Origin of the sequence: Rossellomorea sp. FM04394, assembly GCF_041889765.1 — a bacterium.
GTDB classification, from domain to species: Bacteria; Bacillota; Bacilli; order Bacillales; family Bacillaceae_B; genus Rossellomorea; species Rossellomorea aquimaris_B.
This window is the reverse complement of sequence record NZ_CP168654.1, coordinates 2,052,816-2,065,210: the sequence shown is the minus strand read 5'-3', so window position 1 is coordinate 2,065,210 and position 12,395 is coordinate 2,052,816. Positions and strand designations below refer to the sequence as shown.

At 38.9% G+C, this 12,395-nt stretch carries 11 protein-coding genes and 1 other annotated feature; of the genes, 2 read left to right on the top strand and 9 right to left on the bottom strand.

Annotation, left to right across the window (positions count from 1 at the left end; all coding sequences use genetic code 11):
- Positions 1–21: 21 nt before the first annotated feature.
- The 5 genes from pyrH to ACCB35_RS10255 all read right to left on the bottom strand — a co-directional run bounded on the left by pyrH (position 22) and on the right by ACCB35_RS10255 (position 5,052).
- The gene (gene pyrH / locus ACCB35_RS10275; RefSeq protein ID WP_374056771.1) at positions 22–750 is read right to left on the bottom strand and encodes a UMP kinase; all 729 of its coding nucleotides are present in this window, start codon (positions 748–750) and stop codon (positions 22–24) included.
- A 196-nt stretch (positions 751–946) separates the two neighbouring features.
- The gene (gene thrS / locus ACCB35_RS10270) at positions 947–2,170 is read right to left on the bottom strand and encodes a threonine--tRNA ligase (protein WP_374056770.1); all 1,224 of its coding nucleotides are present in this window, start codon (positions 2,168–2,170) and stop codon (positions 947–949) included.
- 50 nt (positions 2,171–2,220) lie between these two features.
- Positions 2,221–2,444: a binding site (T-box leader), on the bottom strand.
- Between the two features lie 328 nt (positions 2,445–2,772).
- Entirely contained in the window at positions 2,773–3,594 is an 822-nt protein-coding gene (locus ACCB35_RS10265; RefSeq protein WP_374056769.1) for an undecaprenyl-diphosphate phosphatase, read from the bottom strand.
- Between the two features lie 45 nt (positions 3,595–3,639).
- Positions 3,640–3,951 carry a hypothetical protein gene (locus ACCB35_RS10260; RefSeq protein WP_374056768.1) on the bottom strand — a complete coding sequence of 104 codons (312 nt, stop codon included), beginning with the start codon at positions 3,949–3,951 and terminating at the stop codon, positions 3,640–3,642.
- Positions 3,952–4,143: 192 nt separating this feature from the next.
- On the bottom strand, positions 4,144–5,052 hold the full coding sequence (locus ACCB35_RS10255) for a YitT family protein (protein WP_374056767.1): 909 nt from the start codon (positions 5,050–5,052) through the stop codon (positions 4,144–4,146).
- Positions 5,053–5,451: 399 nt separating this feature from the next.
- Here ACCB35_RS10255 and ACCB35_RS10250 point away from each other — a divergent pair, with 399 nt between their 5' ends.
- Together ACCB35_RS10250 and ACCB35_RS10245 are read left to right on the top strand one after the other, a co-directional pair.
- The gene (locus ACCB35_RS10250; protein ID WP_374056766.1) at positions 5,452–6,705 is read left to right on the top strand and encodes an ATP-binding protein; all 1,254 of its coding nucleotides are present in this window, start codon (positions 5,452–5,454) and stop codon (positions 6,703–6,705) included.
- A gap of 132 nt (positions 6,706–6,837) precedes the next feature.
- Positions 6,838–7,218, top strand: coding sequence for a hypothetical protein (locus ACCB35_RS10245; protein WP_374056765.1), 381 nt, complete (start codon positions 6,838–6,840; stop codon positions 7,216–7,218).
- A 91-nt stretch (positions 7,219–7,309) separates the two neighbouring features.
- On the opposite strand, the gene ACCB35_RS10240 is transcribed toward ACCB35_RS10245, so the two are convergent.
- From ACCB35_RS10240 to ACCB35_RS10225, 4 genes are all read right to left on the bottom strand, one after another.
- On the bottom strand, positions 7,310–9,169 hold the full coding sequence (locus ACCB35_RS10240; RefSeq protein WP_374056764.1) for an LTA synthase family protein: 1,860 nt from the start codon (positions 9,167–9,169) through the stop codon (positions 7,310–7,312).
- The gene (locus ACCB35_RS10235) at positions 9,166–10,776 is read right to left on the bottom strand and encodes an aminotransferase class V-fold PLP-dependent enzyme (protein ID WP_374056763.1); all 1,611 of its coding nucleotides are present in this window, start codon (positions 10,774–10,776) and stop codon (positions 9,166–9,168) included. The genes ACCB35_RS10240 and ACCB35_RS10235 overlap by 4 nt, the downstream gene beginning before the upstream one ends.
- Positions 10,777–10,811: 35 nt before the next feature.
- Positions 10,812–11,366, bottom strand: coding sequence for a glycerol-3-phosphate acyltransferase (locus ACCB35_RS10230; protein WP_374056762.1), 555 nt, complete (start codon positions 11,364–11,366; stop codon positions 10,812–10,814).
- Positions 11,367–11,429: 63 nt separating this feature from the next.
- A complete protein-coding gene (locus ACCB35_RS10225; RefSeq protein WP_374056990.1) occupies positions 11,430–12,149 on the bottom strand; it encodes a TIGR02206 family membrane protein in 720 nt (239 codons plus the stop codon).
- Between the last annotated feature and the right edge of the window lie 246 nt (positions 12,150–12,395).

Here is a 12,395-nt window from a genome sequence, read left to right as displayed (position 1 = left end):
AAGTGAATAAAATGCCCATTATCAAAGTCTCGTCTCTTCATGATTAATTAGTGTTCCCCGCTTCTGACCTGAGCATATTTCCTCCATGATTCCTGCCTGATCAAAATTAAAAATGTGAACAGGAAGTTTATAGTCCCTTGCTAACAGCAGAGCTGATTGATCCATGACTTTAATATTATTCGTTACAACGTCATCATAATTTAGGTTATGGTACATCTTGGCCTTTTTATCCCGTTTAGGGTCACTTGTAAAAACACCATCGACCCCTTGCTTGGCTACCAGGATGGCGTCACTATTCGTTTCAATGGCTCGCTGAACGCTGGGATAATCCGTCGTAACGAAAGGTTGACCATTCCCACCACCGAATATGACAATATATCCTTTTGCAAGATGATGAACGGCGCGAAGTCGAATATAAGGTTCAGCTAACGTTGAAACTGGAATTGAAGTCATCACTCGAACTTCTTTGTCGGTTTTGCTTTTCAACACCCCTCTAAGCATCAAACTGTTGATGATGGTTCCAAGGGTTCCAATACTGTCTGCTTCTACCCGGTCTATTCCCCATGTATCTGCAAGACTGCCTCGAAATATATTGCCACCACCTACCACCAAGGAGACTTCAATCCCCATATTGACGATGGACATGATTTCTCCTGCAATGTGTTCAAGTTCTTCTGCACCAAAATTATTTCCTTCCTTATCAGCCAATGCCCCACCACTTAATTTAATTAATACACGCTTATATCTCATCTTTTTTCCTCCCCTGGACATAAAAAAAGAACTAAAAAGGTAATGGATAATACCCTTTTAGCTCTTTTTATAGGGGGAGAAATGGCTAAACATGATCGATAATATTGTTGCATTCCTTCTCCCCCTCTCATATTCAGAATTTTCTTTCTCCAATTGTAAAGAAAATTCAGGAAAAGGTCAAGTGGATTTATAACGCTTAGTTCGACTGTTTATCCGAGCCATTTATCTCTTCTTGTAACTTCAATAAAGCATCTTCTATCTTCAACATGCCGACGTTTCCTTCCTTCCTCTTACGTAACGAAATAGAATCACCCTCGACCTCCTTATCTCCAATTACCATCATATAAGGAACTTTTTGCATCTCTGCTTCTCTGATTTTCATACCGACTTTTTCTACACGATCATCGATTTCCACCCTAAACCCTTCTCTTTCTAATTGAGACTTCACAGCTTGAGCATATTGGATATGCGCGTCGGAGATTGGAAGGATTTTGACCTGGTGTGGAGCTAACCAAAGGGGAAAGTCTCCTCCGAAATGTTCAATGATGATTGCCATAAAGCGTTCGATCGAACCGTATATCGCTCGATGAATCATAATCGGTCTGGCTGTTCCATTGTCTTCTCCAATATATTCACACTCAAATTTTTCAGGCATTTGAAAATCAAGTTGAACTGTTCCACATTGCCAGCTTCGACCAATGACGTCCAATATATGAAAATCAATTTTGGGCCCGTAGAAAGCACCGTCTCCTTTATTAACATGATAGTTGACTCCTCTCTCTTTCAACACACCTTCCAAATCTCCTTCAGCTTGATCCCATAATGCAACGGAGCCCATAAAATCTTCCGGACGAGTCGAAAGCTCAACCTTATAGTCAAACCCGAATTTACTATAGAAAAGATCGATAAGATCCAATACTTTATGAAGCTCCGACCGGATTTGATCTTCCCTTACAAATAGATGAGCATCATCCTGAGTGAAGGAGCGGACTCTCAATAATCCGCTTAATGAACCCGATAGCTCATGTCGATGAACCAATCCCAGTTCACCATATCGAAGGGGTAATTCACGATAACTTCTTCTCTTACTTTTATAGATCAAGACTGCCCCTGGGCAACTCATTGGCTTGATTGCATATTTCTGATCATCTACCTCTGAGAAATACATATTCTCATGGTAATGATCCCAGTGCCCTGACTTTTCCCATAGCTCCTGCTTCATCATGATGGGAGTCCTAATCTCTTGGTATCCTGCTTTCCGATGCTCCTTCTTCCAAAAGTCTTCCAATTCATTACGTAATAGCATCCCTTTCGGTAAATAAAAGGGCATCCCTGGTGCTTCCTCCATCGATACAAAAAGCTCCAGCTCCTGACCCAATTTCCTGTGATTACGTTTTTCCACTTCAGATTGAATTGACATTTTGTCTCCTCCTAATCATTTTTTTATATAAAAAACCGCATTCATCCCTGTCAAGGGACGAATGCGGTCGTGGTACCACCCTAATTCCGAAGTGCTGAACAAAAGCCCTCCGCTCAAAGTTGATAACGGTTTTCCCGATTATGGATACTGACATTTCACCATAATAGCTCCAAGGTGGTAAATCATTTCCTTTTCTTCAGGGCTCTCAGCCATGTGACCCTGTTCTCTGGTAAGAAAAGCAGTAAATGATTCGTGTCCTCTTCATCACTTTTTATTCAATTAATAAAAAAACCGCACCCATCCCTAACCAAGGGACGAGTGCGGTCGTGGTTCCACCCTAATTCCGAAGTGTAAAATAGTACTCTTCGCTTAAGTAAGATAACGGTTTTCCCGATTATGGATACTGACATTTCACCATAATAGCTCCGAGGTGGTAAGTCATTCCTTTCTCTTCAGGGCTCTCAGCCGGTGACCCTGCTCTCTGATCAAGAAAAAACAGAATGAATCATGTCCTCATCTTTGCTTTCGTATAGTATATTCAATTTAGAATAAAATTGTTATTGAAATTATATGGTAGTATTTTCTAACTGTCAAGAGTGATTTTAGTAAAAAACAAGAAATATTATCGCGACCAGAACCAGTCGATAAATGGCAAAAGGAATTAACCTGATCTTATTGATTACTTTAAGAAAAAAGTGTATTGACAGATAAGCGAATAGAAATGCACTTAGAAATCCAACCAATAAAAACGGTAGAAATTCAGGGGTGAAGTACATCCAGTTCTTCATTAGAGAAAGGGAACTTGCTCCCAGCATGATCGGAACCGCCATTATGAATGTAAAATCCGACGCAGCCCGGTAGCTTAATCCAAGTAAAACTCCTCCAGAGATGGTGGATCCTGACCGTGAAAATCCTGGCCATAATGATAAGCATTGAATAAGCCCGATCACCATCGCTTTTTTATGTGTTATCTGATCAACATTTTCCACTGTGACGCTTTTGGGGCGAAATAAATCCGCTGCAATCATGAGGAAAGCACCGATCGTTAAGCCAGCCAGAACTGTATTAAGCGAAAAAAGATGCTCATCGATATAATCCTCAAATAACAAGCCCAGGATCACTGCGGGAATCAATCCAGCCAGTATGTGGGTTAACTTTAAACTGGATGTTTTACTTGCGGTACGTTGATTAAATCCAAGTAAATCTTTAAATCTCTCTCTAAATACAATGACAACCGCTAAAATTGAGCCTAGTTGGATCACAACTTTGAACGTATTTGCTGGATATTTACCCAATACTTCTTTTGATTTGATCCATAAATCGTCTACTACTATCATATGGCCAGTGGAAGATACAGGGGCAAATTCCGTTAACCCCTCGACCAAGCCTAAGATGAATGCTTTTATTAACATGATGACGTCCATTTATCATTTCTCCTCTATCGTTTAATCATACTGTGAATAAAGCAGTCATGAAAGATAGTTGGAGTGATATTTCACGATGACTTCAAAACCGGTTGAATCCCCACTACAATGGGAAAAGAGTCGCTCATTGAAAAAAATGGGAGGAATCAGGGGCAGAATTCTTTTAAAAGGAAATCTACTTTTATCTTCTACTTTCTTCGTCACTAAAGTCGGGTTCAATGAGAAAGAATCATCCTCAAGATAGGCAATCTGGGCTTGATCCTGAATGACTTCTCCTCCCATATGAACCTGAACATCGTTTATCTGCTGGAAAATTCCAAAACAGCAAAATAGCACAAGCAACATGACTTTCTTCACACTCTTGCCCCCGTCCCGTGATAATCTAGCTTATCATACTATAACCGACACGGGACGACAATAAGGAATTGTAAGCTATTAAACAGAACACTTCCAATGAATCATTTGACTGACGAAAGGAGTCTAAAATCAATTATTTAAGTCAAATCAAAAAAAGCACAGTCAAGGGGTTTCCCTATACTGTGCTTCTGCCTAATGAATATCTTTCTTCTTGAACCTCCCTCCCCTTACCTCTGCTATATCAGCAATGGCTAGAAAAGCGGATGGATCATGTTCTGCGACGATGTCTTTAAGTTTCGCTTCCTCCAGACGTGTGATGACGCAGAATATCACTTTTTTATCATCTCCTGAAAAGGCTCCTTCCCCCTTCAAATAGGTCACTCCCCTCCCCAGTCTGTGTAAGAGGGCATCACCAATTTCTTTATAATTTTCACTTATAATCCAAACAGATTTGGATTCATCAAGTCCTTTAATGGTAATATCAATCATTTTAAAAGCTACGTAATAGGCAAGAAGTGAATACATGGCTCTATCCCAACTAAACACAAATCCGGCGGAAGCCAAAATGAACAGATTGACAAACATAATAATTTCACCGACAGAGAATGGGAGCTTTTTACTTGATAGAATAGCAAGGATTTCCGTACCGTCAAGAGATCCACCGTAACGAATGACCATACCCACACCTATTCCAAGAACGATCCCGCCGAATAAAGAAGCTAGAAGAATGTCTTGTGTGAAGGCAGCTACCGGATGAAGAAAAGTGGTTGAAATCGATAGTATGATAATGCCGTAAAGTGTAGAGAATGCGAAGGTTTTTCCGATTTGTTTATACCCGATGAAGAAAAAGGGGATATTGAGAATAAAGATGAAAAGACCAAGCTTAACGCCGGTAATATGGGAGAGCATAATCGAGACGCCAACGATTCCTCCATCGATGACCTGATTCGGGACCAGGAATATTTCAAGACCAACCGCCATGATCATCGCCCCGATGGTAATGAGGACAGCTCTTTTCACAACCTCTTTAAGGGGAATCTTCTTATGCTTTATTTTCACTTGCTGCAATGGATTTATTACCTGTCCTTCAATCATCTTCATTCCTCCTCCTAAGATAAACACCCCGCGTCAACTACTGAACTCATCTCATTGGAACTAAAATGATCTATGTAATATACACCAAACCTATTTCCAAAAAACTCATAAAAACCGGCTTGTATAACTTATATATTCTATTATCACCGTCAAAATACCTGCTAAGAGTGAGGGACGGACCTCTAATGAAACACCATATAACTTCATTGGAATAAATAAATCTTGTTTTAATCATGTTAATCAAGGTATTTAACGATTTTCTAGTTATAACTTCAAGGTCCGTCCCTCAATTAATTGTAAGATTTGACTCAAACGGGAAAATGAAGTATTTTTAATACTTGTATATTCATATTTTGGATAAACAGTTTTCTGTTTCCAGGTAAATTAGGTTTTGGAGGCTTTTCTTTGATTACATTAATCAAAACCCTGTTGGTCAATATTACAATTTTGTTTTCTTTTACATATAATGCTAACGTTTTATTTCCATTTAAAGAAAAACAAGTTCCACATTTTAAACATAAAATCACTTATGGCCTTATCGCATCCTTTGGGGCTTTATTGTGTATGCTCTATCCGATTGAAACCCTGGGAGAAACTCATTTTGACTTACGCATGATCGCCATATTAATTGCGACAATCTACGCCGGATTATTATCAGGATCTATCGTTTTAGGATGCGTGATCATCTTCCGCCATTTAATAGGTGGTCCATATGTTATGGTTGGAATAACTGTCTCCGTGTTGGCGTTTGTAATAGGTATTCTCTTTCGTAAGATGTTATTAAAGACACAATATAAATTAATGGGAAGTACGATCATCTTCCTGGTTCATTCATTGTTTTACATTACGATTATTAACAACTATATTCCTATTCTCCATTTGCCGTTTTATTTTATTTATTTCACTGTTTTCTATTTTACTTTTGTGGCTCTTGTGTTCATTATTGAACATTTGATCCAAACGAATAAACAGATCGAAGAAATGGTTTATCTCGATAAATTGAATATGGTGGGACAGATGGCGGCTTCTATTGCACACGAGATTCGAAATCCTCTTGCAACCGTAAGAGGATTCATACAGCATCTAAGCGAGGACTCTGAGGATGAACGGTTTAAAAGGTACTCCCCTCTTATTCTCAATGAATTAGATCGAACGAATAAAATCATCACAGACTACCTTAGCGTAGCAAGACCAAGTGAATTTCAGCTGTCTACACTGAACCTGGAAATGGTGGTTCAGGACTGTGTGGATTTACTAAGACCATTTGCCTCCTATTCGAATACATCGATACTTTTCCACCAAAATGACACCTATTATATAAAGGGTGATGAGCATCATATGAAGCAAGCGATCATGAATGTCATTAAGAACGGAATCGAATCGATTGAGGACCATGGGGAAATCAACATTTCTTTAAAGGAGGACTCTTCGAGAGACGATGTGTTGATGACTATTTCAGACACTGGAAAAGGAATGACTGGGGATGAATTAAAAAAGATCGGTTTACCCTTTTACACAACGAAAACAAAGGGCACCGGCCTTGGCAGCATGGTGACGAATAAAATCATTCGTGAAATGGGTGGAATGATTGAATACGAAAGTGAGTTGAATAAGGGTACTGTCGTGAAAATTCGTCTACCTCTCACAACCAAACAATAATCAACACCAAAAGCTTAGGGTATTTATATCCTGGGCTTTTTTCTTGAAATAATCTCCTCTCTCTTAATCTATGATACACTTACTTTATCAAGATTTTCCAGGGCTCTACAACCTGGTGGGAGGCTAAATGCAATGAGCAAAAGATGGACATCCCTATTTCTAATAGGTCTGATCGTAACACTTTGCACCATAACCATTCTAAATAAGCCGACAGAAAAAGATTTCGCCATTTGGCTGCAAGAAGAACACAATATTGACTGCAATAAAGACTGCTCTATCATTGAATTGGAAAGTGCTAATGGGAACATTACAGAGAGGATTAAGCTTGCAAATGGAGACGGAGCCTATTCTCCTGGACTATTTACATTACGTATAAATAGACACTACATAAGCTTGAATGACCCTAGCCACAAACTTAGTATAGAAGTGATTGGCTTTAATGGACAATTCTACGAAATGAAATCTGAAAATGGCACAGAGAAACTTGGCCTCTTAGAAAGCGGGAATAAATAAAGAACGCACTATAGTTTACATAATAATATTATTAATAATTAAATATCCAATAGAAAACCCGACTCTAATTTAGAGTCGGGTTTTCTTCCTGCTATTCTAAAAACCTTAACAAATCTCCATAGATGATATCATCCGACATACCTAACTCTTTTCTTACCGTTTCTTTAAAAGGTTCACATAATGACTCAGAAACAGATGTTTCATTACTCTTATCATAGCAAACATTGTCTTTAAAAACGTAGTTTTCTGTAACAAAATCTCCATCCCTGAAAATGACTGGATGATCTTCCTTTCTAGTGAACAGGTTATGACCAAATGACAGATTATCGTTCATCTTAATCCCCAATAAGTGAAGTATGGTTGGACGAATATCAATTTCTCCCCCTATCGTCTCAATCGTTTTTCCCTTTTCACCCGGGACATGGATAATGAGGGGAACCTGCTGGAGCTTCACATGATTCACTGGGGTATCTTCCTGTCCTAAAAGCTCGAAAACTCCATTTTCATATTTTTCTGAGATACCATAATGGTCTCCATATAGTACAAATACAGTATTCTCATACATTCCGTTTGCTTTAAGGTTCTTAAATAATGTCTTAATCGCTTCATCCTCGTAACGTACCGTGGTAACATAACGGTTGACAACATCCTCCCCTGTTGAAGCCTCCGGGATAAGTTTATCCTCTTCTTCTAATAGAAAGGGAAAGTGATTCGTCAGCATGATGAGACGTGTATAAAATGGTTGGGGCAATTTTTCAAGATACGAAATAGATTGTTCGAAGAACGGTATATCCTTTAATCCATAATTAACCGAGTTATCTTCAGATACATTGAAGTCTCTTTTCGAAAAGTAGCGATCATATCCTAATGATTCGTACATCACATCACGATTCCAAAATGTACGATCATTCCCATGGAAAACTGCGGCATAATAATCTTCTTTCTTTTTTAAAATATGAGGCATGCTTTTATAGCGGTTATCCGGTGTGCGAACAAATGCCGATCCACTGGCCAAGGGATATAACCCTGTATCAATCATAAATTCAGAGTCTGACGTCTTTCCTTGTGCGGTTTGATCATAAATTTGGTTGAAATAGTAACTATCTTTGATTAAAGAATTTAAAAACGGTGTGATTTCTTCTCCGTTGACCTCTTGATTGATGACAAAATTTTGGGTGGATTCCATACTGATCAATACAACATTTTTCCCCTCGGCAATTCCGAACAAATCTGACTTGTTATGTTTCTTGGATTGTGTATATTTTATGGACGCTTCTGTGTCTGATTTACTGGCAAGCATCTTGGTGAATGGGACCGTAGCTTCAACCCCAATATCGTATAAATGATAATTATATGGTCCCACGGATTTGACCATTTGCTCTCTGTCATAGGATTCAGCGAATAAATATGGAGATTTCATCAGTCCTAATCCCACTGTTATGAGTAACAGCACTAGACTCAACACGATATATGAAAGCTTCCACCTCCTTGAGACCTTAATGGAAGAAGTAGGCGCCCACTTTTTCTTTAATAACCACCCGACAAGTAGGAAATCTACAATTAAAAGTAGATCCCAGGGACTCATCAGTTCAAATGTACTTGGTCCAATCCCTCCCACATTTTTAAACTGAAATAAAATCGGAACGGTAACAAAATCCGAGTAAAATCGAAAATATAATAGATCACCGTATAAAAGTCCTGTTGCAATCCCCATTACAATGACGACAATAGCGGGTTTAATCTTTTTTGAGAAGTAAAAACTGAATCCGATTAATAGCATTAACGAACCAAGAGGATTGAATATGATGAGTAATAAGTCCAAGAGGGATTCGATATGTAGATTGAATCCAATTAAAGAAACTAATACGGTCTTTAACCATAAGGTTAGGATGGCAAACCCAATTAATTTGTATGTCTTAAAGCGAGATATAAAACGGGATATCCTACTCATTTCACAACCCTGGAATCAACATTGCTTTGATATTCTTTGTTGAGTATTTTCATTGCTTTCAAAACCTTTCGTTCGTTTTGTTTTCCCATGAGCGCCACCTGCACCCAATTTCTCTTAACTAAATAGTCACTTTCGTAGCTTAATAAAATCCCTCTATCTTTCAACACATCACCAAACTGTCTACTACACTGTTCCCTCTCCAAAGCAATTGTAATCACTCCAGGAGAATAGTTTTCATCCCCCAGTATTTGAAATCCTCCCTGAGTTAACACACACCGTACTCTCTGAGCTAATTTTTCATGCATTTCATAGTCAAGATAGTGCAGTGCCTCCTTTAGAGCCCTTACCATATTAGAAGAGTGGGTGAAGGGGATGCTTCCATTCACCTCGTACATTCCCACATCCAAGTACCTTGGAATTGATGTGCTGGGCTGTATTTCATCCCGATGAAATACGATTGCCAGGCCGGGATAAGAGCCTAATCCTTTCCCACTGACCGTTGTGGCAAAGTACACTTCTTTAAAATTCACTGGAATGGTCCCAACCGAACTGCAAGCATCGACGCATAGTTCTATTCCATACCTTTTACACAGAGAAAGTAGCCCGTCCAGGTCATATAAGTAGCCGGTCGACGTTTCACAATGTACCGTCCAAAGCCATTTTATGTTTTTGTTTTCCTTGAGGCAGCTTTCCACTTCGCCTAATGAAATTGCTTCATTCCAATCTTTTTGGAATGTATGAAAATATAAATCAAACCTATTTGCATGATCAATCAACCGGTACCCGAATTCTCCGTTTGCCAGAATAAGCCCGCTTCCGTTCAAGGATTTCAGTTGAGCTGCAACCATGTCATTAGATAGGGTACCCGTTCCCACTGCAACTTTTGCATGGTTTGCGTTTGTTATCTCGCATAATGATCTTCTTACTTCTGCCATTTCGTTAATAAACACGCTGCTTCTATGAGAATCAGGTTCCCTTTTGAAAGCTTCTTCTACCGTTCCATGAAGTGGAACCGGACCAGGAAGGAAAGAAAGCGGAACTGATTTTTCTGTTTTGCGAATCATTAATTTCTGAAAGGCTTTCGTCGAATTTTCGAAGCTTTCGCGGGTTAAATACATGGGCTGAAAATTGGCCCCTTCCTCCCCCACAAGATCGGCAAAAGGCTGAAAACCTATTCGTTTATACAACTTGAGCTGACGAACCGTTCCTGAAATGAGAGCCATCGTATATCCTTTCTCCAAGCAATAAGATACTAAGCGCTCACATAATTGATAAAAAACTCTCGTACTTCTATACGATTCTTTTACGGATAGTAATCGAATTTCACAAGGAACAGCCCCAGCCGGCAAATATTCATTAATATTTCCCAGTTTTAAATCCAGAGAGAAGGGACGCTTGGCACGAACCGCGATCATGCCCACGACTTCCCCTTCATCTTTAGCAATAACATATGTATTTTCATCGTGAAATTTATCTATCAGTTTGCGTTCTGGATTTCCTTCGTGCTGAGGTATTTCTTCTACAAAAGTCTGATAATTCAGGGAATAGATTTGTTGAAACTCACATGATTCACTTGCAATTTTGTACTGAAGAGAAAGGTTTTCCATTCTCGTTCCTCCTATGTATCGAAAGATTGCTTCTGTTATCGTTTATGTACCATCAGAACCGTCACAAAAAGTGACAATAATCCGATGAAAATGGTGAATGAACCCTCAATCACATAAGCCGTAATCGGAATGGTTGCCATTGAGAGAAAACCGGCAATGGTGTATTTCTTCAAGATCATATATGAGACTCCCATAGTGATAGCGAAAATCCCAATTGTAAAGGGATTGAGAAATAATGCAGATGCCAAATAAACAACTACTCCCTTTCCGCCATGAAGTCCAAGTTGGATTGGAAACAAATGTCCGATCATGAGAAAAATAGAACTGAGAACAGAGTAAATCTCACCTTCTGCCAGTTGAGCCGTTAACATTAGTGCAAGAATCACTTTTCCGACATCAACCAGCAGCGTCAGCAGAAATCCCTTTTTCCCTATGGCTCTACCTGCATTCGTCGCACCGACATTCCCGCTCCCCATTTTACGGATATCTTCACCGGTAAACATTTTCACTATATAATAAGCACCTGTTAAACTTCCTAGTCCATAAGAAACCAAAATGATCATACTTATGATCATACTATTACTCATCATATTCACACCTGACTTTTCTTATATGTTAATAGACGGATTGATACCAAGGAAAGTTTCATATATTTACAATTCATCTATACTCTTTCTATTTCTAAAGAGATAGAATGGTAAATAAAGGAGGCTGAATAATATAAGGGCTACTCCTTCAAGTGACAGGAGGTACCAGGGATACTCCCCTAAATAATCTATGGGACTTGCATTATACGGTTTATGTGAAAGGAACATATAATTTGCTCCTACCAATTTGTTCAGGATAAATACCATGACAGCAATTAGATTTAAAGCTATGAATGCCCTCAGCATAGACCGGAACGTCAATGTGTAGCCTTCTATCCATGTCATGTACAAACAGGATAATACAATTGCAAGATGCGCTATAAAAAATTGGAAATAACGAAAATGGGGAAAACCAAAAAACAACTCAGGTGTCACGATGGCAATAACAGCACCAGTCATACTTGCAAAAAAACTGATTTCAAAGATTCTATAGTTTTTCGTAATGAGCATGATCATGCAAAGGTACAATGAGATGGAACATAATTGAAGCGGCAAATTAATGGCTACATCCCAATAATCATTGATAAAGTACCAAATTTGAAATAATGCTTCACTCAAAATCAGCAGTACCACGAGATTCCATTTCAACACACTCTTACCTCTACCGCTTAGGTGATTCCTAAGAAGATACAAACCGATCATACATCCAAACGAGACAATCATAGCTGCCACATGGGATACCGAAAACAACTCAAAAGGATAATCCTCATACCTAAAATTCATCATCTCTTTCACAAACCCCAACTCCCCTCCGAACACCCATCTATACTATATTCTCTTAATCCTTCCTCAATTCCTTTAAGGGACGGACCTCGCTTAATCATTACCGTTAACCCCGTCTAAACATTCCGTACCTCCCTATTCCCTTTCTCCAAATACTTAACCTTTTTTAAAAAAATCCCTGTTAAGAAACAGCAGATTACTTAACAGAGATTTCTCCCCTCTATAACTATATAAATCAAGTTTGCACCT